15 protein-coding genes and 1 pseudogene are annotated in these 21,393 nt (G+C 62.9%); 2 read left to right on the plus strand and 14 right to left on the minus strand.

Features of this window, described 5'->3' with window-relative positions:
* Positions 1-80 precede the first annotated feature (80 nt).
* From ybaK to U0029_RS12900, 3 genes are read right to left on the minus strand one after another with little or no spacing between them, the layout of a single operon-like run.
* Positions 81-569: a Cys-tRNA(Pro) deacylase gene (gene ybaK / locus U0029_RS12890; protein WP_012416595.1), complete on the minus strand. Its 489-nt coding sequence runs from the start codon at positions 567-569 to the stop codon at positions 81-83.
* 10 nt (positions 570-579) lie between these two features.
* Positions 580-1,524, minus strand: a complete 945-nt coding sequence (xerD, locus tag U0029_RS12895; protein WP_370510832.1) for a site-specific tyrosine recombinase XerD — start codon at positions 1,522-1,524, stop codon at positions 580-582.
* A 1-nt stretch (position 1,525) separates the two neighbouring features.
* On the minus strand, positions 1,526-2,431 hold the full coding sequence (locus tag U0029_RS12900) for a LysR substrate-binding domain-containing protein (protein ID WP_012416593.1): 906 nt from the start codon (positions 2,429-2,431) through the stop codon (positions 1,526-1,528).
* A gap of 195 nt (positions 2,432-2,626) precedes the next feature.
* On the opposite strand from U0029_RS12900, the gene U0029_RS12905 reads away from it, so the two are divergent.
* Positions 2,627-4,336 (plus strand): thiamine pyrophosphate-binding protein, encoded by a 1,710-nt coding sequence (locus U0029_RS12905; protein WP_114852677.1) that lies wholly within the window; start codon positions 2,627-2,629, stop codon positions 4,334-4,336.
* 58 nt (positions 4,337-4,394) lie between these two features.
* A complete protein-coding gene (locus U0029_RS12910; protein WP_012416591.1) occupies positions 4,395-5,588 on the plus strand; it encodes an acyl-CoA dehydrogenase in 1,194 nt (397 codons plus the stop codon).
* Between the two features lie 163 nt (positions 5,589-5,751).
* Here the strand turns inward: U0029_RS12910 and U0029_RS12915 are convergent, their stop codons facing one another.
* The 11 genes and pseudogenes from U0029_RS12915 to purE form a co-directional block, all read right to left on the minus strand.
* Positions 5,752-11,052: an Ig-like domain-containing protein gene (locus U0029_RS12915; RefSeq protein ID WP_162790391.1), complete on the minus strand. Its 5,301-nt coding sequence runs from the start codon at positions 11,050-11,052 to the stop codon at positions 5,752-5,754.
* A 114-nt stretch (positions 11,053-11,166) separates the two neighbouring features.
* A pseudogene (locus U0029_RS17285) lies at positions 11,167-11,244 on the minus strand (ESPR-type extended signal peptide-containing protein); the annotation flags it as partial.
* A gap of 862 nt (positions 11,245-12,106) precedes the next feature.
* The gene (locus U0029_RS12920) at positions 12,107-13,666 is read right to left on the minus strand and encodes an acetolactate synthase large subunit (RefSeq protein ID WP_012416589.1); all 1,560 of its coding nucleotides are present in this window, start codon (positions 13,664-13,666) and stop codon (positions 12,107-12,109) included.
* A gap of 160 nt (positions 13,667-13,826) precedes the next feature.
* Positions 13,827-14,573 (minus strand): amino acid ABC transporter ATP-binding protein, encoded by a 747-nt coding sequence (locus U0029_RS12925; RefSeq protein WP_012416588.1) that lies wholly within the window; start codon positions 14,571-14,573, stop codon positions 13,827-13,829.
* A 3-nt stretch (positions 14,574-14,576) separates the two neighbouring features.
* Entirely contained in the window at positions 14,577-15,269 is a 693-nt protein-coding gene (locus U0029_RS12930) for an amino acid ABC transporter permease (RefSeq protein ID WP_114852675.1), read from the minus strand.
* Positions 15,270-15,284: 15 nt separating this feature from the next.
* Positions 15,285-16,070 carry an ABC transporter substrate-binding protein gene (locus U0029_RS12935; RefSeq protein WP_012416587.1) on the minus strand — a complete coding sequence of 262 codons (786 nt, stop codon included), beginning with the start codon at positions 16,068-16,070 and terminating at the stop codon, positions 15,285-15,287.
* Between the two features lie 34 nt (positions 16,071-16,104).
* Positions 16,105-16,995 carry an arginase family protein gene (locus U0029_RS12940; protein WP_012416586.1) on the minus strand — a complete coding sequence of 297 codons (891 nt, stop codon included), beginning with the start codon at positions 16,993-16,995 and terminating at the stop codon, positions 16,105-16,107.
* A gap of 479 nt (positions 16,996-17,474) precedes the next feature.
* Positions 17,475-18,293, minus strand: coding sequence for an IclR family transcriptional regulator (locus U0029_RS12945; RefSeq protein ID WP_012416585.1), 819 nt, complete (start codon positions 18,291-18,293; stop codon positions 17,475-17,477).
* 127 nt (positions 18,294-18,420) lie between these two features.
* The gene (locus U0029_RS12950; RefSeq protein WP_114852674.1) at positions 18,421-19,446 is read right to left on the minus strand and encodes an L-threonylcarbamoyladenylate synthase; all 1,026 of its coding nucleotides are present in this window, start codon (positions 19,444-19,446) and stop codon (positions 18,421-18,423) included.
* Complete coding sequence (locus U0029_RS12955) at positions 19,439-20,617, minus strand: 5-(carboxyamino)imidazole ribonucleotide synthase (protein ID WP_012416583.1); 1,179 nt, start codon at positions 20,615-20,617, stop codon at positions 19,439-19,441. The genes U0029_RS12950 and U0029_RS12955 overlap by 8 nt, the downstream gene beginning before the upstream one ends.
* 96 nt (positions 20,618-20,713) lie before the next feature.
* On the minus strand, positions 20,714-21,235 hold the full coding sequence (gene purE / locus U0029_RS12960) for a 5-(carboxyamino)imidazole ribonucleotide mutase (protein WP_012416582.1): 522 nt from the start codon (positions 21,233-21,235) through the stop codon (positions 20,714-20,716).
* Positions 21,236-21,393: the final 158 nt, after the last annotated feature.

The raw sequence follows: 21,393 nt of genomic DNA on the forward strand, positions 1-21,393 counted from the left end.
TGTCGTCTCCCACTCCATAAGGTGCGCCCCATTGTGACGCCGGAGCAGCGGAGCCGGGTGGTACAGGATTACCGCAGCCGCTATTCGAGCCCCACGCTGACAGGCTTTGCGCCCAGCAGATCGAGCAGCACGGCGGGCGCAATGCCCACCAGATAGCCACGCCGCCCGCCATTGATATAAACCTGAGGACAGGCCAGCACGCTCTCTTCGATATAAACCGGCATCCGCTTGCGCGTGCCGAAAGGCGACGTCCCCCCGACCTGATAGCCTGAGTGACGCTGCGCTACTTCGGGCTGGCAAGGCAGGACTTTTTTCAGCCCTGCCTGGCGCGCCAGATTTTTGGTGGAGACTTCGCGGTCGCCATGCATGACGACCACCAAGGGGCGGGCCGCCTCATCTTCCATGATGAGCGTCTTGACCACGGCATGCGGGTCCAGGCCCAGTTGCCGGGCGGCCTCGCCCGCGCCGCCGTGATCAATGTAGGCGTAAGTGTGTTCGGTGAAAGCCACTTTATGCTGTTTGAGCCATTGGGTGGCGGGCGTTTCGGATACGTGGCGGGTTTTACTCATGGCTCGGACGCTAAGCGCGCGGATGATGGGCCGCATGCAAGGCCTTCAGGCGCTCGCGGGCCACATGGGTATAGATCTGGGTCGTGGAAATATCAGCATGACCCAGCAGCAACTGCACCACGCGCAGATCTGCGCCGTGATTCAGCAAATGGGTGGCGAAGGCGTGGCGCAGCACATGCGGCGACAGGGGGGCATGCACGTCGGCACGCTGCGCGTACTTTTTAACCAATTGCCAAAACGCCTGGCGCGACATGGCCTGAGCCCTTCCGGTGACAAATAGCGCATCGGACTGGCGGGCACCCACCAAAGCAGGCCGAGCCTGGGTCAGGTAACGCTGCAACCAATGCGCGGCCTCGGCCCCCATCGGCACCAGACGGTCCTTGCCCCCCTTGCCCTGCACCACCCGGACCACGCCATCGCTCAGGCTCACGTCCAGCGTCTGCAGCTCGACCAGTTCAGAGACGCGCAGGCCGGTGGCATAAAGGGTTTCGAGCATGGCGCGATCGCGCAGGCCACGCGGCGTGCCAAGATCGGGGGCGCCGAGCAAGGCCTCGACCTGCGCTTCCGACAGGGTTTTGGGCACACGCAAAGGCTGCCGCGCCGCCGCCAGTTTGAGACAGGGATCGGTCCCCGTGCGCTTCTCGCGCAGCGCCCAGGCATAAAAACGACGCAGCGTCGCCAGACGCCGGTTGGCCGTGGCGGGCCGGCTGTCCTGGTGAAGCACGGCGAACCAGGCCTCGATATCGCCGCCCGAGGCCTCGCACAACTGCCCGGACGCGGCCTGGCCAGTCTGTTGCAGCCAGCGCGCGAAGGCGCTCAGATCACGCCGGTAAGCTGCCAGCGTATTGGCGGCCAGGCCATCTTCCAGCCAGAGAGCGTCGATGAAAGCGTCGATATCGGCCTGGGCGAGCAAGGGATCTGGCATGGCAGACAGAGAGTGCGGGGATGCCGCCATTCTACGGGTTGCGGGCGGCCTCTTGCGAGGCTACCGCCTGTAGCCAGGTCTCGAACGCCCTCAATGCGCCAGATGGCTCGCTGTGCTGGGGGTAACCGAAGTAATAGCCCTGGCTGACCTGCAAAGCCTGCGAAACCGGCATGGCCAGTGTCCCGGCATCCAGCGCTGGCCGGGCCAGAAAGCGCGGCATCAGCCCCACGCCGAGGCCAGCCTGCACCGCGGCCATCACCATGGTGAACAACTCATAGCGCGGGCCGCCCGCTGCCTGCGGTCCATAGGGCTGCTTATTGATGGCATACCATTGCCGCCAGGCATCGGGCCGCGAAGCCAGATGCAGATGCGTCATGCCGCCCAGGCCACCGCGCTCGCGCGCCTCGCCAGCGAGCGCCGGCGCGCAGACCGGCACCAGCTCGCGCTCTGGGAACAGCAGCGCGCCCTTGCTGCCGGGCCATACGCCATCGCTGTGATAAAGCGCGCCATCGAAAGGCTGGTCCTTGAACTGGAATGGCAGGGTGCGCACCGACAGGCTAACGCTGATGTCGGGCTGCGTCTGTTGAAAATCGGCCAGACGCGGGATCAGCCAGGTCGTGGCCAAGGTGGGCACGACGGCAATATGGATGCTGCGCCCCATGCCGGTGCGGCTCACCAGGCCAAAGGTGTCGGTTTCGATTTGATCCAGATGGTGGCGGATACGCCCGGCATACTCGGCACCTGGATCGGTCAACACGATACGGCGGCGCACCCGCGTAAACAATTGCACGCCGAGGCGCGCCTCCAGGCTGGCCACCTGCCGGTAGACCGCGCTATGGGTCAGCGACAGCTCTTCCGCTGCGCGTGAAAAGCTGCCCAGGCGCGCCGAAGCCTCGAAAGCCTGAAGCGCGCTCAAGTTGGGAATGCCGTTTCTCATGCAGTGTATGTTTCTCCGTCGGCCTGCCTCGGGTTAATCCGGATTGGCAGGCGCGCCGCCTATTCGCACCCTCCCAGGACCGCTGCCCCGCAGCGGGCCGGCACGTGCTGGCAGCTCACTATCTTGTGCAATTTTATCAATTGCTTTGTGCAAGCGCCGAACACTATTCTGGCGCGACATTCACGACAGGCCGATATGACTCTTTCCAGTTCCCCGTCTTCACCCCCTCCCGCAAGCCGCATCGGCGGACACATACTCGTTGATCAGTTGGCCGCTCACGGCGTCAAACATGTGTTCTGCGTGCCGGGTGAAAGTTATCTGGCGGTGCTGGACGGGCTGCATGATGCCCGCATCGAGGTCACGGTCTGCCGCCAGGAGGGGGGCGCGGCCATGATGGCCGACGCGCACGGAAAATTGACGGGAGAGCCAGGCATTTGCATGGTCACGCGCGGTCCCGGCGCCTCTAATGCCCTGGCCGGCGTCCATATCGCCAAGCAGGACTCCACACCGATGATCCTTTTCGTGGGCCAGGTCGAACGCGGCATGCGCGAACGCGAAGCCTTCCAGGAAATGGATTACCGCGCCGTGTTCGGCTCGCAGGCCAAATGGGTCACCGAGATCGATCAGGTCGAACGCATTCCCGAACTCATCTCTCGCGCCTTTCATGTCGCCACCTCCGGCCGCCCCGGCCCCGTGGTGATCGCGCTGCCGGAAGACATGCTGGTCGAGACCGCTGAGGTGGCCGATGCGCCGCATTACGAAGTCATCGATGCAGCGCCTGGCGCAGGCCAGATGGAGACCCTGGCGCAAGCGCTAGCCTCGGCGCGCAAGCCGGTCGCGATTTTGGGCGGCACGCGCTGGAGCGCCGAAGCCGTCGCGCAATTCGCCGACTTCGCCAAGACGCATGCCCTGCCCGTGGCCGTTTCCTTTCGCCGCCAGATGCTGTTCCCGGCCGACCACCCCTGCTATATCGGCGATGTCGGCCTGGGCATCAATCCGGCGCTGCTGGCCCGCCTGAGCGAAGCCGATCTGATTCTGCTGGTGGGCGGGCGCATGTCGGAAATTCCGAGCCAGACCTACTCGCTGCTGGACATTCCCGTGCCGCGCCAGAAGCTGATGCACGTGCACCCGGACAGCGCCGAGCTGGCGCGCGTCTATCGCCCCAACCTGGCCATCAACGTCTCGCCGGTGTCGTTCAGCGCCGCCTTGGCGGCCCTGCCCGCGCCGAGCGCAGCGCCGGTCTGGGCTACCGACACCGACGCGATGCATCAGAGCTATCTCGCCTGGAGCGACCCCAAGACCATCCAGACCCCGGGCCGGCTGCAATTGGGTGAGGTCATGGCTTATCTGGAAGCCAGGCTGCCTGCCGACGCCATCATGACCAACGGCGCGGGCAACTATGCCACCTGGCTGCACCGCTTTCATCGCTTTACCCGCTACGGCACGCAGCTCGCGCCGACCTCGGGCTCCATGGGTTACGGCCTGCCGGCCGCCGTGGGCGCCAAGCGCGTATGGCCCGACAAGACCGTGGTCTGTTTCGCAGGCGACGGCTGCTTCCTAATGCACGGCCAGGAATTTGCGACGGCAGTGCAATACGACCTGCCCCTTGTGGTGGTGCTGATCGATAACGGCATGTATGGCACGATCCGCATGCACCAGGAAAAACACTATCCCGGCCGCATCAGCGCCACACAATTGAAAAACCCTGATTTCGCCGATTACGCCCGCGCCTTTGGCGGCCATGGCGAACGCGTGGAAACCAGCGCTGAGTTCGGCCCCGCTTTCGAGCGGGCGCTAGCCAGCGGCAAACCAGCCATCCTGCACTGCCTGATCGATCCCGAAACGATCTCGCCGTCAACGACGCTGGAGAAGATTCGTGCTGCGGCGCTCAAGGCGCATGCCTGAGCCAGCGCACGAAAAATTTTAGGTTTAAACTAATAAAACATCTATACCGGAGTACCGAATGTCCTCGACGCCCTCGTTTAACTGGGAAGACCCGCTGTTGCTGGATCAGCAACTGACTGAAGAAGAGCGCATGGTGCGCGACGCGGCTCATGCCTACGCGCAAGACAAGCTGGCCACACGTGTGCTGGAAGGCTTTCGCCACGAAAAGACCGATCCGGCCATCTTCGCGGAAATGGGCGCACTGGGCCTGCTGGGCGCGACCATCCCGTCCGAATATGGCGGCGCCGACCTGAACTACGTCAGCTATGGCCTGATCGCGCGTGAAGTCGAGCGTGTCGATTCCGGCTATCGCTCCATGATGAGCGTGCAGTCCTCGCTGGTGATGGTGCCGATCAATGAATTCGGCAGCGAAGAGCAAAAGCGCAAATATCTGCCCAAGCTGGCCGCCGGGGAGTGGATCGGCTGCTTCGGCCTGACCGAACCCAATCACGGTTCCGATCCTGCCGGCATGGAAACCCGCGCCGTCAAGATTGATGGCGGCTATAAGCTGTCGGGCGCCAAGATGTGGATCACCAACTCGCCGATCGCTGACGTGTTCGTGGTGTGGGCCAAGTGCGTGGGCGGCGAGTTCGACGGCAAAATCCGCGGCTTCATCCTGGAAAAAGGCATGAAGGGCCTGACGGCTCCGGCGATTCACGGCAAGGTCGGCCTGCGCGCCTCGATCACCGGCGAAATCGTCATGGACGAAGTCGAGATCAGCGACGCCCAGATGATGCCCGGCGTCTCCGGCCTGCGCGGCCCCTTCACCTGCCTGAATTCGGCCCGCTACGGCATCGCCTGGGGCGCGCTAGGCGCGGCGGAAGCCTGCTGGCACACCGCCCGCCAGTACACGCTGGATCGCAAGCAGTTCGGCCGTCCCCTGGCCGCCAATCAGCTGATCCAGAAAAAGCTGGCCGACATGCAGACCGAAATCACGCTCGCGCTGCAAGGCTGCCTGCGCCTGGGCCGCATGAAAGACGAAGGCACCGCCGCCGTTGAAATCACCTCCATCATGAAGCGCAACTCTTGCGGCAAGGCGCTGGACATCGCCCGTGTGGCGCGTGACATGCTGGGCGGCAATGGCATCTCCGATGAGTTCGGCGTGGCCCGCCACCTGGTCAACTTGGAAGTGGTCAACACCTACGAAGGCACGCACGATGTGCATGCCCTCATTCTGGGCCGCGCCCAGACGGGCATCCAGGCCTTTTTCTAAGCCAGGCCCCCCCAGTCATGCCCGGCAGCCCATCTTAATAGATGGACTGCTCCCAAAAGGCCTGACCTTGGCCGCAAAAACTTGAGGCGAACACATGGCCTGAATGCGCTAGCGCATCCAGGCCATGTTGTTTCCTGCCTTTGCGCGTCAGACGCCCTCTTCGTCAAACAGCAGTCTTGCTGTAGACGATGGTTCCTGACACCTCCACCGTTGCTCCCGTTGCGATTTGAGTCACTACGATCTTGACGGGGTATGTCCCAGCGGGTACCCAAGATGGCGGATTTTGATCGATATACTTGTCAGCGCTGACGTTAACCGCGCCGCTCCATGCATAAGGGCCGGAAACTTGCAATGCAATGACCTTGACCAACTCTTGCTGATTACGGTCTGAGGGATCGCTAGGCAGCAGCTTCACGCTGACTTTTCCTGAAGTTTGAATGCTGAGTAGGCTGTACCCGTAGCTGCCCACCGAATGTGTGACGGTAAGCCAGAAACCGGCCTGGTCTCCGTTTTCTATCTCGACATCTTTTGCTGACAACCTAACCGCCTCGTCGGCGTAGTTGCGCTTGGTTTCCCGACTACGCTCGGCGCCCTCCAGAAGAACTGCCTTTATCTCGCCGGACTCCTCATCATCGGACGAGGTGGCAGTGTAATCTCCCCCCGCACTGACAGACACTTCACGCTGCGAACCGCCGGGGAAAGTCACCAACACCTTGCCATTGGGCTTGGCGGTACCGCTGACTGTCACGCGACCCGTGTTCGCATCCGTGGTGACGCTGTTGATAACAGGGGCCGGCGGCGCGCTCATGTAGGCCTTGCTGACCTCGGCGCTCTTGTTACCCTCCCTGTCCGTCGCACTGGCCTTGATGTCGCCTGTCGGGATATGACCATCGGATGTTACCGAGTATTGACCGTCAGCATTAAGCTGCACCTGCTTCTCACTGCCGCCGGGGAAGTTGATGGTCACGGTGCTGCCGGGCTCGGCGGTACCCACCACCGTGACCTGGCCTGCCGCATTGCCCGTAACGCTGCTGATCGTCGGCACGGGCGGCGCCGTCCTGTCCACGGTATCGTCATAGGCCTGCGTCGCAGGCGCACTGGGATTGCCGGCGGCGTCCGTCGCCGTCGCCGTAATGTCGCCCGACTGCGTGACATCTTTACTAGAGCGGGCGGTATAGCTGCCATCCTGATCAACCGTCGCATTCACAGCTTGTCCGTCAGGGAAGGTCACCTGCACGGTGCTACCGGCCTCGGTATGTCCGGTGACCGTCACGATGCCGGTGGCGTCCGCAGCTTGCACATTGCTGATGCTCACGACCGGCGGTGTTTTGTCCACCCCATCGGCATACGCTTTGGTGGCTTCTGGGCTCTTATTATTCGCCGCATCGGTGGCCTGGACCTTGATCTCACCAGAGGGCTGGTCATGATCGGAGGTCGCGGTGTAATGGCCGCTGCCGTCAGCCGAAACGGTCTTGCTCGTCCCATCAGGGAAGCTCACCTTGACCTGGCTATCCGCCTCGGCCGTCCCCTCAACCGTGACCACACCCGTCTGGGGGCTCGTATTCACAGTGCTGATAAGCGGCACGGCGGGAGCCGTCTGATCAGTGTAGACCTGAGTGGCCTCCGGGCTCTTATTGCGCGCCTTGTCTGTGGCGCTGGCCTTGATATCTCCACTGGGTTGATTCGCATCCGACGTCACACGGTAGGTGCCTGCGTCAGCTACCGGCACCTGTTTGCTGGCGCCGTCGGGGAAGGTGACGGTCACGGTGCTGCCCACCTCGGCCCTGCCCTCGACCGTCACCAGGCCCGTCGGTCCGGCCGTCACCTCGCTGATGACCGGCGCGGCAGGCGCTGTCGTGTCAAGGTAGTCTCGGCGAACGGGCTCGCTATGGTTGTCATGGCTATCCGTCGCCACGGCCTGTATCGCTCCGGATTCGACAGGCCCCGTTGAACTCACCGTGTAGCCGCCATCCGGGGCCGCTTCGGCACGCGCAGTGCCACGGCCGGGGAAGTTCACCACCACGGAAGCGCCCGGCTCGGAAACGCCCGTCACCGTGACGATGCCGCTGCCTGGCGCCGTACTCACGTTAGTGATACTCACGGGCGGCGGTGTTTTATCGACGATATCGTTATAGGCCTGCGTGGCTGGCGCGCTAACATTGCCCGCCGCATCCCTTGCCGTCGCCGTGATGTCGCCCGATTGCGTAACATCCCTGGTCGAGCTGGCGGTATAGCTGCCGTCCGCAGCGGCCGTGACATTCACGCTCTGTCCGCCTGGGAAGTTCACCGCTACGCTGCTGCCCGCCTCGGTGTTACCTGTCACGGTCACGACACCAGTGGCTGGCGCCGTACTCACGTTAGTGATACTCAGGGGCGGCGCTGTCTTGTCCACTGTATCGTCATATGCCTTGGTGGCTTCGGGACTCTTATTGCCCGCCGCATCGGCGGCCTGCGCCTTGATCTCGCCGCTGGGTTGATCCGTGTCGGAGCTGACACGATAAGCGCCGCCCGCATCCGCCGGCACCTGCTTGCTTTCACCGCTGGGGAAGGTCACGGTCACCTGCGTATCAGATTCCGCCCTGCCCGAGACCGTGACGTGGCCTGTCGCAGCATCGGTCGCGACATTGGTGATCGTCGGCGCGGCTGGCGCTGTTTTGTCTACGGTATCGACGTAATTCCGGCTTGTCTCGGGGCTCTTGTTGCCCGCCGCATCGGCGGCCTGCGCCTTGATCTCGCCGCTGGGTTGATCCGTGTCAGAGCTGACGCGATAGGCACCGCCCGCATCCGCCGACACCTGCCTGCTCTCACCGCTAGGGAAGGTTACGGTGACCTGAGCATCAGGTTCCACCGTGCCGATGACTGTGACATAGCCCGTCGTGGCATCGGTCGCCACATCCGTGATCGTCGGCGCTGCCGGCGCGGTTTTATCGACGGTGTCGGTATAGGAACGCTTCAGCTCTGGACTGCTATTACCTGCCGCATCCGTGGCCGAGACCGTGATGTCGCCACTGGGCTGATCATGGTCAGAGGTCGCCGTGTAACTGCCATCGTCCTTGACCGGCACGACTTTGCGCTCACCGTCGGGGAAAGTCACCGCCACCTGATCGCCGGCCTCGGCTTCCCCCTGCACGGTGACATGCCCCGTGTCAGGATGCGCGCTCACGGACGTGATGCTGGGCATGGGAGGCGGCGTTTTATCGACAGTATCCGCGTAGTTCTTGCTCGCCTCAGGGCTCTTATTGCCCGCCGCATCCACCGCCTGCGCTTTGACATCACCGCTGGGCTGATCACCCTCGGACTCGGCGGTGTAGTGGCCCTCGCCGTCCGCCGTCACCGTTTTTTGCGTGCCGTCGGGAAAGGTCACCGCTACCTGATTGCCGGGTTCTGCCGTACCCGCAGCAGTGACCTGGCCCGTCGTACTGTTGGTGGTGAGACGGCGAATCACGGGCGTGGCGGGAGCGACCGCGTCGGCATAAGCATAACGGGTATCGGGGCTCCTGTTTTTCGCCCTGTCCGTGGCATGAGCAAGGATATCGCCCGAGACCATATTGCCGTCGGAAGTGGCGCGGTAGGTCCCGTCATCATTGGTCGGCACGGTTTTCTCTGTACCGTCTGGGAACATGACCGTCACGACCACATCCGGTTCCGCAGAACCGCTTACCGTCACCCGGCCCGTCGTGGCATCGGTGCTAACCTTTGTGATGCTCGGCGCCTCGGGCGCCGTCTTATCGACCTCGTCCTTGTATTCGCGGCGGGTCGACAAAGGCTGCTCGCCCGCAGCGGGCAAGCGCGTGGCGCGCAACTCACCACTGGGCAAATCGCCCGCCGAGGTCGCGCTGTAATGCCCCTCGTCATCGGCATCCACCACCTCGGTCGTGCCATCGCTGAAGCGGATCTCGACGCGGCTTCGGGGCTCAGCCTCGCCGACTATCGTCACCCGGCCCGTCGCAGGATCCGTCGTCACCTTATCTATGGTGGGTGCGACAGCGGCGGGCGGCTCATACATGTCTTGCGCCACGGCTTCCTGGTCCGTGGACGGATCGGTGACGCGCACCTGGACAACTCCGCGCGGCACTCGCTGCTTGGACAGCGCCGTAAAGCTGCCGTCATCCGCGGATCGAAGCTGCACCACCTCACCATCAGGGAAGGTCACGCGCACATCCATCTTCGGCTCGGTCTTGCCCCGCACCTTCAGTTTGCCATTGGCAGGCAGGGTTTGCATGACGAGGATCTTGACCTCCAGCCCGCCCAGCACCAGACCATCCTCGTATTGATACACCACCTCGCGACTGCGGTCGCCGTATTGATTGACCGCCTTCAGGCGGATGGGACCCGAAGGCTGATCCTTGCGCGACTCGATGCGATAGACACCGGAGGCGTCGGCCCGCGACTGGCCGCTGCTGCCATCAGGCAGGGTCCAATTCACGGTGGCTTGCGCTTGCGTCTGGCCCACCAGCGTGATGCGGCCGCTCACGGAATCCGTAAGCACCGTCGTGACCGTCAGCGGCAGGATGATGAGTTTCTGGCGGGTATTGAGCACGATGCGGTTTTCGCGCTCGACCAGCGCGTTACGATGCGCGTCCAGATTAAAGACCGGCGTTTCACCGCCGCGCCGCAGCTGCTTGGATAAGGGCTCCGACAGATTGAGCGCTACGCCCAACTGCACGCTGGTCTGGCTTGCACCGCCGATCACCCGGGTCTGCTCCACCCCCAGACTCAATAAGGGCACCGGCTTGTACTGCACACCATATTTGAAGCCGGTGGCGCGGTCTTGCGTGCGGCCATTGTCGAAGTAATCGACCGCTGCGCCATTCCAGCGGAAATAGTTGGCCTTAAGGCTAAGACCTGGCGCGAACCCAGGGCTGTACTTCATGCCTAAGTCCATGCCAGAAGCCGGACGCTCTTCACGCCTGTTGTCGCGCTTGGCGCCAGTCCAGCCCGACATGGGTGCATACACATTGCCGTAGAACGAGAACTCGGGTGCGATGGCTTCCACGCCCAAAGATCCGCGCAAATGCTGTTTAGCAAACTCATAGTCCAGAAAAGCGTTGGCGCCCAGCATGAGTCGCTCATTAATATCGCGCCGATAGACCCCGCCCAGATTGGCCGTGGGACGGTTGTTCTGGTTATGCCCGCCCAGTTGCAGCAAACCCGTGTTCGCGCCCTTGCGATATACCTGGTCTATCGTGCGCAACTCCAGCGAGGTGCGCCCATTATCGAAATCGTGACGCAGATCACCTTGCAAATTGCGCAAAAAGCGCAATCCACTTTCATTTGCCGCCCGCACCCCTTCTTGCAGAAACTGGTTGAATTGCGCCTGCCCCTGTTGTTTGAGATAGTCGGCATCGACCTGGGCACCCTCGCGCCGATCCGCCTGGCGGCGCGCCAGATCCTGAGCCCGGACGGCGACTTGTGTAAGCACATCGCTAGGCACGATATCACCGGCCTCGGGTCGGTTCGTCATCTCGGGCGCTCCCTGTGCGAGTACCGCCAGAGGCGCGGCGGCCTGCATGCCCAGGGACAGGCAGACCGCAGAGGAAGCCGCGCGCTGGGCTCGACGACGCCTGTTTCGGCCTGAGCCCTTTGCGTGGCTGACGACACCTTCCTTGACAACAATCCAAGCGTCGCGGGCCTGCGACCAAATAACGCGATACATGCCTCGGTTCACGAACAATCTCCTGTTGAGACCGCAACGACCCTCTGGCCTTCTTGGCTTGGCATCCCAAAAACACGGTCGAACGCCTTCCTGCCCGATGCAGAAGAAGCTCGGAAAAATCAGTTGCAGGAGTGCTATGGCGATACCGCCAGGATGCCCAAAAACGCTGCGCTTCTGGCTTAGACGAGAAACACGATCAAGAAGTGGCTTACACCACAGCCGAAAACCATACTGATACGTACAAACTCAAAAAATCGTCCACATCCTCTCGGTATGCAGGAATACTCTTCGGTCAAGTCGATTAGTTTTGCGGCGGTCAGACATGCTGTCATTTATTGCTGCCACTTCTTGGTGTCGCAACACGCAACGAGGGATCAAGCCTTACCGGCCTCGCCGCAATAGCGTGTGGCTGTGCGCTGCGCGCATCCACACCTCCATAGACAGACCCGACGACAAGCGAAAACATGGGTGCCTGCTTCTCTCCTGACCTTGTGTCCTGGCCTGAGAAGAACCCACCCTTCACCCAAACAATGCGGATTGGCTTCGCCAGTTTTAGCCTGGGCCTTGCTTAACTCGTCCAGATTGAAAGGGCTAGTGGCTCTCGCAGGGACGTAACGTCTTCCTGAGCCGCGTCGATCGGCGTCTCGCCCTATCGCTCATGCCACACCGCCCTATGACTCGCGGGGAGCGCATGGGTATAAGAACCCAGGTAAGCCTTCCCCACTCATGGGCCGCCGCCCTCGCGCAGATCCGCAAACCTCATCTGGCCTATCCGGTGAGCCGCCGATCTCATGCATAAAAAAGACCGTGCCCTCACGCAAGGACACGGTCTTTTTCTGAATGGAACTTAAATGAATAGGACTTAAATGACGGCTTCGATAAGGAAAGGGCCGCGATGCTTCAGACCGGTTTGCAGCGCCTGCGCAAAACTCTCCACCGTATCCACGCGCACCGCTTCGACACCCATGCCGCGGGCCAGACTGACCCAGTCCAGCTTGGGATCGACCAGGTCCAGCATGCGCTGCGCATTGCGGCCCGGCTCTTGCACTCCGACGTTGCGCATCTCGCCATGCAGCGTCTGATAGCTGTTGTTGGCATAGACAATGGTCAGGCAGTTCAGACGCTCCCGCGCCTGCGTCCAGAGCGCCTGCACGGTATACATGCCGCTGCCGTCGGCTTGCATGGTGACGACTTTGCGATCCGGGCAGGCGACGGCGGCGCCTGCGGCCATGGGAATACCGATACCGATAGCACCGCCTGTCAGTTGGAGCCAATCGTGCGGGGCGGCATTGATGCTGTGCGAGCCGATTTCGCGGCCCTGGGTAATAGACTCATCGACCACAATGGCGTTTTCGGGCAGATGACGCATCGTGAGCAGATTGACGGCGGCGCTGGTGAGCTTGCCCGAGGTGGGCAGGGCTTCGGTCCAGCCCGGCGCGGCCAGTTGCGGCGCATCCGGCTTGATGCCCAGCTCTTCGGCCAGCCATTCCAGCGCATGCGCCAGATCCTGCTCCTGAGTGGCCAGGGTGACGGTATGGCAACCCTCGGGGGCCAGCAGGCTGGGCTTGCCGGGGTAGGCAAAGAAAGCCACCGGCGAACGCGAACCCACCAACACCAGATTGCGCACATCTTTTAGAAATTCCAGCGCCATATCCACGGGATACGGCAAACGCTCGACCGGCGCACGGCCCAGGCCGCGCTCGATGCGTCGGTTAGACGTTTCGCTGGCCAGGCGCACACCCGTCGCTTGAGCAATGCGCGCCGCCGCGGCCAGCGCCCGGCCGCGCAAAGCATCGCCACCCAGCAGCAAGGTGGTGTTTTCTCCCGACCGGATGGCAGCGGCGGCGGCGCGCACCGCGTCGCCATCAGGACGCGCGGGGCCATCGAACGCGACCGGCCGGGGCGCGGGCGTGTTGTCGGGAAGGTCGGTCCAGGCGGCGTTGGCCGGCAGGAATAAGGTGGCGACCTGACCCGGCGCCTGACGGGCAGCGCGGATGGCCTCGCCCGTGCGGGCGGCGACCGAAGCGGCGTCCTCGATCCGCCCTACCCAATGCGACATCGGACGCGCAACGGCCTCGCCATCGCTGGTGAGCGGCGCGTCGTATTGCACATGATAGGTAGCGTGATCGCCCACCACGTTGACCATCGGGGTGCGAGCGCGGCGGGCATTGTGCAGATTGGCCAGGCCGTTGCCCAGACCGGGCCCCAGGTGCAACAAAGTCGCTGCGGGTTTGTCGGCCATGCGGGCATAGCCGTCGGCCGCCCCCGTTACCACGCCTTCGAACAGGCCCAGCACGCAACGCATGCGCGGCTTGCGGTCCAGTGCGGCGACAAAGTGCATTTCCGAGGTGCCAGGGTTGGCAAAGCAAACGTCGATGTCATTGACAAGCAGGGTATCGCAAAGGCTGTCGGCGCCGTTCATGGTTCAAGGTCACAGTCAAAGAAAAAGGGCGGGCAGGCCTAGCGCCTGCCCGGTTGCCGGACATGATAGGGACAGGCCGCAACGGCCGCTAGATCCATTTCGGCGCCCCGAGATGGAACCACTCGCAGCCGTCCGCGCGAACCCAGGGTTGTAGAGCGGGTCAGGCAGGACTGAGGATCTGCCCCAGAAAAGCCTGGGCTCTTTCACTTTGCGGCGCGGTAAAAAAACGCTGCGGCGGCGCGCTCTCGACGATGCGCCCCCCATCCATGAACACCACCCTGTCACCGACCTCGCGCGCAAAACCCATCTCATGCGTGACGCAGATCATGGTCATGCCTTCGCGCGCAAGTTCGACCATTGTTTCCAGCACTTCCTTGACCATTTCCGGGTCCAGCGCCGAGGTAGGCTCGTCAAACAACATGACTTTGGGCTGCATGCATAGCGCGCGCGCAATCGCCACGCGCTGTTTTTGCCCCCCCGACAACTGGCCGGGGAATTTATCGGCCAGTTGCGGGATACGCACGCGCTGCAAATACTGCATGGCGCGCGCCTCGGCCTCGGCGGGCGCTACGCGTTTGACGCGCATGGGCGCCAAGGTGCAGTTCTGCAATACGGTCAGATGCGGAAACAAGTTGAAGTGCTGGAACACCATGCCGACATCGGCGCGGATGCGCTCGATATTGGAGAGTTGCTCATTCAGTTCAATACCATTGACGACGATATCGCCCTGCTGATGCTCTTCCAGCCGGTTGATGAGACGGATAGTGGTGGACTTCCCGGAACCCGAGGGGCCGCAGAGAATCAGTTTTTCGCCGGCATGAACGTCCAGGGAGAGGTTGTCGATAACTTTGAAATCGCCATACCATTTGGAGACACCGCGCAGGCTGATAATGGGTTGGGCGCTCATGCTTCAGGCCTTGGTAATGTCATGGTTTTCGCCGGCGCCGTTCCAGTAGCCGGGCACGGCAAGCCGTTTTTCAGAGCGTCTGAACACCCAAGACAGCACGCTGCACATACAGAAATAGATGATGCCCACCATGGTGTAGACGGTCAGCGCCTGGAAGGTTGCGCCGGCCAGCATTTCACCGGCTCGCATCAACTCGTAGACACTGATGACGGCGACCAGCGAGGTTTCCTTGATCAGCACCAGCGTGTAGTTGCCCAAGGCAGGAAACACGGTGCGCAGCGCCTGGGGCAGCACAATGTCGCGCAGCCTGTGAAAACGCGACAGGCCCAGCGCCCGCGCCGCTTCGTATTGACCGGAATCCACAGACTGGATACCGCTGCGAAACAGCTCGGCGAGGTAGGCGCCAAAGTTCAGCGTGAGGCCTAGCACCCCTGCCGTGAAGCCCCCGATCACCACCCCCATTTCGGGCAGACCGTAGTAGATGTAGAACAGTTGCAGCAACAGGGGCGTACCGCGTATGACCTCGATGTAAAAGCGGGCGGCGCGTGAGAGCACCGCCGACTTGGATAAACGGCACAGACAGACGACCAAGCCTACCGCAACCGCTAAAAACGCCGAACAGAAGAAAAGCGCCAGCGTCCAGAGCGAGCCTTCGGCCAGCGGCGTCAAATACATCTTGAGGGTGGCGATATCCATCGTCATCTCCTGCGCTTATTGGCTCATCAGATCCGCCACACCCCACTTGCGCCCGATCTCGGCCATCTCGCCGTTTTGCTTCATCGTGGCGATGGCCGCGTTCACGGCGTCGAGGAGATCTTTATTCCCCTTCTCAACGGCCAGGCCCACCTGCCACTTCTTCTCGGGGTGATAGGTCGTGTCGAGCTTCACGCCCGGGATCTTGCGGGTCTGGATTTGATAGATGATGCTAGGCGGATCGACGATGCCAAGGTCGATGCGGCCGGCGCGCACATCGGCTAACAGCGTCGCATAGTCCTGGTAGGTCGTGACCTTGGTGCCTGGCATGTCCTTGATCATATTGAACTGCACGGAATCCACGAGCACCCCCACCCGCTGGCCTTTCATGTCGCCAAAGCGGGCATAGCTTTTCTTGCTCTTGTCGCTGACGACAATGCCCTCGCCCCATTCATACACGGGCGCGCTGAAGTCGATGACGCGCGCGCGCTCTTGCGTGATAAAGAGCGGCGCGGACATGACGTCGGCCCGGCCGGATGTCAGGGTGGGGATGAGGCCCGAAAACGGCACCTCGGATAGCTTCATGCTGACCTTCAGGTGTTGGGCCACGCCCTGCGCGACATCGACCATAATGCCTTCGAGCTGGTTGCTCGCCGGGTTCTTGAAACCATGCGGCGGCGCGGAGGCCGTGGTGATGACGTTCATGCTGCCCGCAGCTCGGATCTGCTCCAAGCTGCGCGCCTGTGACAGACCCGCCGAGCACAGCAGGCTGATGGCCAACAGACTGTTGATGATGCGTTTCATCGTTTTCCCCTTGCGGTTGTTATGGCCGGCCCATTTAGGCATGGCGCCGGATAGCGGCGACGGCCAATGCAAGAAACTCCTGCATCACGGTCGCAGCCAGAAAGGCCGTGGCGCCGCCGACATCCTGAGGCGGCGATACGGTGTTCACGTCGAATGCCACGAAGTTCAGGCCCGATAGGCGCCGCAGCAGGGCCAGACCCTCCTTCGCCGTCAACCCGCCCCATTCGGGCGTACACACACCCGGCGCACAAGAAGGGTCGAAAACGTCCATATCGAAACACAGATAGACCGGACGATCGCCGACGCGGCGCTTGATCTCGTCAAGCATCGCCACCTGGTCGCGGTCAAAATCATCGAAGGGAATCACGGTATAGCCGACCTCGCGGCTATACTCGACCACACCGCCCATAAAAGAGTTGCCGCGTGTGCCCACATGAAAGCTGGCGCTTACGTCCAGCAGGGTTTCTTCGGCGGCTCGGGTAAAGGTGCTTGCCGTGTTGTAGCCGGAAACCGGGTAAGTATCGGTATGCGCATCGAAATGCAGCACTACCAGACCGGGATGACGCCGTCCCACCGCCCGCAACTGCGGCAAGGTCACTGCCCCATCTCCACCCATCGTGACAGGAATGGCGCCAGCCTCCAGGATGCGATCCACCGCTGTCTCGATCACAGGATAGGAGCGCTCGGGGTCGCCAGGCCAACACACCACATTGCCCGCATCCACGGCCCGCAAGAACTGCGCGGGGTTCTCCACGCCCGCACGGCGAAACAAATCAAAAGGCCGCAATAGCCGCGACTGTTCGCGGATGGCGTCCGGCCCCTGGCGCGATCCGACACGAAAGGGATGGGTGCCGCAATCAAACGGAATGCCCAATACACAGACCCCTGGCGCTTCATCTTGCACCGACGGCGCAGGCAGGTCCATGAAACGACTCCCTGGCGCAAACACGGTGGTGTCCGCGAGCGCGAATTCCTTTTGCAGCACAAGCCCTCCCCCAAAGCGCCGTAGCGCCTGTTTGTTTAATCATATCGTCTACCGATATGGTCATGTCATTATTGAGCGATGAGAAAACAAACGGAATTAGGGAATTCCCCGGCGGAAAGCAGGCAAGGACAGCGGAAAGGCGATGCGACCGAGCGGCGCGGAACACGATAGCGGCAAGCAGGTTTGCGGCGACCGGCGACATGCGCGAGCGCCTCGAACAGCAGCAGGCCTACACCGTGGATTGTTGTGAAGATGGCGGCCAATGGCGGGCAGGCCTGCCGATCGGCGCCAAGGGCGCATACGTTGCGTGCGCAGCTATTTTTAGCAGGCGCCAGCGCGCCGCTCTACGGCCACTGCCCTGACTGCTAAGCCTGAGTGGGCTGACATCCGCGGCCCCGCCTGCGGCCTGGCTTAAGCGCCTAGACCGGCGCTTCCATCATGTAAAAGGGCTGGGTCAGGCCGATGGTGCGCGACGCACTGATGGCATGCGCGGTCTCGACCACTTGCGGGCCGAAAACCGCCTGCGCCTCTTCGAAAGACCAACGGCTGGCTGGCACGGAAACATTGATCGCCCCCACCGGCGTACCCATCGGATCGAGGATCGGGGCGCTGACGGTGATGTCGCCCGGATAGAACTCGCTATTCGAACGCGCATAGCCATGCTGGCGGGCATAGGCCACCTCAGCCATCAGGGCGTCCAGGTCGGTGATGCTGTTGGCGGTATGGGCGCGGCGTTCGCAGGCCGCCATGAGCGCACGGGCACGATCCTCGTCCAGACGGGACAGCACCGCCCGGCCGGCGGCCGTGCAGTAAATCGGCAAGCGCTTGCCAACCGGCATGTGAACAAACATCTGCTTGTGCGTGGCAAAGCGCGCCACGTACACCATATCCAGACCATCGGGCTCAGCCAGGCTGCAGGTTTCTTCGCTGCTGCGATTAAGCAGATGCAGAAAAGGATTGCCGCCCAACACCAGGGCGCTGGTTTGCGCATAGCGCATGCCCAGCTCCAGCGAACGCGGCGACAGCGAGAATTTCTTGGTTTGCGGATGCTTGCGCAAATAGCCCAAAACCCAGAGCGTATGAGCAAAGCGCTGTACGGCGCTTTTAGACAGGCCCGTGGCCTCGGCCAACTCAGGCAGGGTTAATGCAGGACGGCCCTCACTGAAAGCAGATAGCAGCGAGATGCCTCGCGCCAGCGCGGCGACGTAAAGAGGAGAATCCTCAGCAGATGCGGACATAAGGGCACTCAGATCAGGGTGCGCATAGCGTACCGCAATCCGAACTATCCATATCGCTCACCGATGCAAATTATTTCGCACAGAGGGACCAGGCCGCTATCTTGCACGCAGCGGCACGCACGGCGGATTACGGTGTTTTGCCTTCGGCCAGGCCCGAGGTATCGAGGCTGAAGGCAGCGGCTGCGCGGCCGATACGATCGTTGACGGCATCCCAGGCCGCGTCGGTTGGCGGGGCTTCGACCCAGATACGTTCGTAGCCCTGCGCATCCAGCTCACGCAAGGTGGCGTACAGCGCCTGGGCGTAACGCGCCGGATCTGCCGGCACCCGATGCCAGATCAGCCCGTCGCCTTCCTGCGGCGGCCAGCTATAGGCCACCAGCGCAATGCGGCCATGGATTTTGCCAAGCGGACGAGAGGCCCTGTCCACCAGTTCCAGCGGGGTGCGGGGCGCATAATGCGCCTTTAAGGTGCCCGAAGCGCGCGGCGCGGCTGCATCAGGACGGCGCACCGCCACGCCAAGCACCTGGGCGATTTGTTCGGCGCTGATGTGCCCCGGGCGCAGCAGCACCGGCCCCATGCCCTGATCCAGGCGGGAAAGATCGAGAATCGTGGATTCGATACCCACCTCGGATGCGCCGCCGTCGAGCACCGGCATGCCGGCCGCCACTTCACGCGGAAATTCACTGCGGACATGAGCGGCCAGTGTGGGGGAAACATGGCCAAAGGTATTGGCGGACGGCGCAGCTACGCCGCCCTGCCCGCCCGGCTTTTGCGCGGCGAAGGCCGCCAGCAAGGCCTGCGCGACGGGGTGAGAAGGACAGCGGATGCCAATGCTGTCCTGCCCGCCGCTGACGGCCTCGCCCACACCAGGGCGGCGCTTGAGAATCAGCGTCAAGGGACCGGGCCAGAAAGCCTCGATCAGTTTGCTGGCTTCGGGCGGCACTTCGCTGGCCCAATAACCGGGATCGCCCTGCGGAGCGATATGCACGATGACAGGATGATTGGCCGGCCGGCCTTTAGCGGCATAAATGCCGGCTACGGCCTGAGCGTTCTCAGCGTCAGCGCCCAAGCCGTAAACCGTTTCCGTAGGAAAGGCGACGAGACCGCCTTCGAGCAGCCGCCGCGCGGCAGCCTGGATTTGCGCATCACTCATGATCGGGATCGGGCAGACCCAGCGCCTGCGCCACGCGGGCGGCGCCGCGCCGCGCCTCATCCAGGGTGGCGCCAACGATATTCACATGACCCATCTTGCGGCCATGCCGCGCGTCGCGCTTGCCGTAAAGATGCAACTTGGCCGCGTCCACCGACAGCGCCGCACTCCAGTCGGGCTCGCGCTGGGTTTCGCCCTCGAACCAAAGGTCGCCCAGCAGATTGAGCATGACGACCGGCGCCATGAGATCCGCACTGCCCAAGGGCAGGCCGGCCATGACCCGCGCCTGCTGCTCAAACTGGCTGGTGACACAGGCATCCATGCTGTAGTGACCGCTGTTATGCGGGCGCGGCGCGATCTCATTGACCACCAAACTGCCATCTCGCAGCACGAAAAACTCTACGCACAGCACGCCGTGATAGTCCAGGCCGCGAGCAATGGCCTGGGCCGCCGCGCGCGCCTGCGCTTGCAGGGCCGAACCCTCATCCTGGCCCACCGTCGAAACGGCCAGAATGCCATCGCGATGCACATTGCGGGCAATGGGAAAAACCACGCTGGCGCCATCGACGGCCCGCGCGATCACCACAGAAATTTCATGGTCCAGCGGCAGCAAAGCCTCCAGCACACAAGGCACGCCGCCGAACTCGGTAAAAGCCGCCAGGGCCTCTTGGCGATTGGCGACGCGGGCCTGCCCCTTGCCGTCATAACCCAGGCGCGCCACCTTGAGAATGCCAGGGAACAGCGTGTCGGGCGCCGCAACCAGGTCCGCCTCGGCGCCCACGGCGGCATGGGGAGCGACCGGAATCCCCTGCGCCGCGATAAAGCGCTTTTCGGCAATGCGGTCCTGCACCACGGCGACCGCGTCGCCAGAGGGTGTGACGCGGCATTGCGCAGCCAGCGCACGCAGGCTGTCGGCCGGCACGTTCTCGAACTCCGTCGTCACCGCCGCGCAGCGCTGCGCCAGCGCCTGAAGTCCTTGCGGATCATCGTAGGCGGCACGAATGTGCAGGTCGGCTACCATGCCGGCCGGGCACTCCTCGGCCGGGTCCAGCACCGCCACGCGGTAGCCCAGGCTTTGCGCGGCATGGCAAAACATGCGGCCCAATTGGCCTCCGCCCAGCAGGCCCAGCCAGGCGCCGGGAGCGACAAAGAGTTCGGATCGAGATTGCGACATGGTCAGGCCCGCCAGGGGCGGGAAAAACTGGGCGCTATGAAAGCGCCACGATCAAAAAAAGCCGGCAAGGCCGCAAAAGCGCAGGCCGGCGCGTCATCAGACAGGCAAGGTCATATTGCGCGCGGCCTCGGTCTGGCTGGCGCGAAAGGCAAGCAATTTGGCATGCAGCGCATCATCGGTCGTCGCGAGCGTGGCGATGGCGTGCAGCGCCGCATTGGCTGCGCCTGCCTCGCCAATGGCGAAAGTGGCCACCGGCACGCCCTTGGGCATTTGCACGATGGACAGCAGCGAATCCTCACCGCGCAGATACTTGGACGGCACGGGCACGCCGAACACCGGCACCTCCGTCAAGGCGGCCATCATGCCCGGCAAATGGGCGGCGCCGCCTGCGCCGGCAATAATGGCGCGCAGGCCGCGCTGACGGGCTACGGCGCCGTATTCGGCCATATCCTGAGGCATGCGGTGCGCGGAAATCACACGGGCCTCGAAGGGCACGCCGAAGGATTCCAGCATCGCCACCGCGTTCTTCATGACCTCCCAGTCGCTGGAAGAACCCATGATGACGCCCACCAGAGGGCTGAGGGAGGAAGAAGAAACTGCCGAGTGTTGTGTGGTCATGACCAAAAGCGCGCCGCCTGGGCAAGGATGGATAGCAACCAGGCCGGGCAATGCCCGGCCGCTAAGCCCTTTATTTTACCCGGCCCGGCGCGGCCTGCCGGGGGAAAACGCCCTAGCCGCTGTTTTCCAGGCGGAGACGGTTCTCCGGGAACCGTCTC

Origin of the sequence: Bordetella avium, assembly GCF_034424645.1 — a bacterium.
GTDB classification, from domain to species: Bacteria; Pseudomonadota; Gammaproteobacteria; order Burkholderiales; family Burkholderiaceae_B; genus Bordetella; species Bordetella avium.

Bases quoted from the DNA above. Each gene is read 5' to 3' on its own strand.
- ybaK (WP_012416595.1), bottom strand. From the start codon at position 569: ATGAGTAAAACCCGCCACGTATCCGAAACGCCCGCCACCCAATGGCTC.
- xerD (WP_370510832.1), bottom strand. From the start codon at position 1,524: ATGGCGGCATCCCCGCACTCTCTGTCTGCCATGCCAGATCCCTTGCTC.
- U0029_RS12900 (WP_012416593.1), bottom strand. From the start codon at position 2,431: ATGAGAAACGGCATTCCCAACTTGAGCGCGCTTCAGGCTTTCGAGGCT.
- U0029_RS12905 (WP_114852677.1), top strand. From the start codon at position 2,627: ATGACTCTTTCCAGTTCCCCGTCTTCACCCCCTCCCGCAAGCCGCATC.
- U0029_RS12910 (WP_012416591.1), top strand. From the start codon at position 4,395: ATGTCCTCGACGCCCTCGTTTAACTGGGAAGACCCGCTGTTGCTGGAT.
- U0029_RS12915 (WP_162790391.1), bottom strand. From the start codon at position 11,052: ATGACGAACCGACCCGAGGCCGGTGATATCGTGCCTAGCGATGTGCTT.
- U0029_RS12920 (WP_012416589.1), bottom strand. From the start codon at position 13,666: ATGAACGGCGCCGACAGCCTTTGCGATACCCTGCTTGTCAATGACATC.
- U0029_RS12925 (WP_012416588.1), bottom strand. From the start codon at position 14,573: ATGAGCGCCCAACCCATTATCAGCCTGCGCGGTGTCTCCAAATGGTAT.
- U0029_RS12930 (WP_114852675.1), bottom strand. From the start codon at position 15,269: ATGGATATCGCCACCCTCAAGATGTATTTGACGCCGCTGGCCGAAGGC.
- U0029_RS12935 (WP_012416587.1), bottom strand. From the start codon at position 16,070: ATGAAACGCATCATCAACAGTCTGTTGGCCATCAGCCTGCTGTGCTCG.
- U0029_RS12940 (WP_012416586.1), bottom strand. From the start codon at position 16,995: ATGGACCTGCCTGCGCCGTCGGTGCAAGATGAAGCGCCAGGGGTCTGT.
- U0029_RS12945 (WP_012416585.1), bottom strand. From the start codon at position 18,293: ATGTCCGCATCTGCTGAGGATTCTCCTCTTTACGTCGCCGCGCTGGCG.
- U0029_RS12950 (WP_114852674.1), bottom strand. From the start codon at position 19,446: ATGAGTGATGCGCAAATCCAGGCTGCCGCGCGGCGGCTGCTCGAAGGC.
- U0029_RS12955 (WP_012416583.1), bottom strand. From the start codon at position 20,617: ATGTCGCAATCTCGATCCGAACTCTTTGTCGCTCCCGGCGCCTGGCTG.
- purE (WP_012416582.1), bottom strand. From the start codon at position 21,235: ATGACCACACAACACTCGGCAGTTTCTTCTTCCTCCCTCAGCCCTCTG.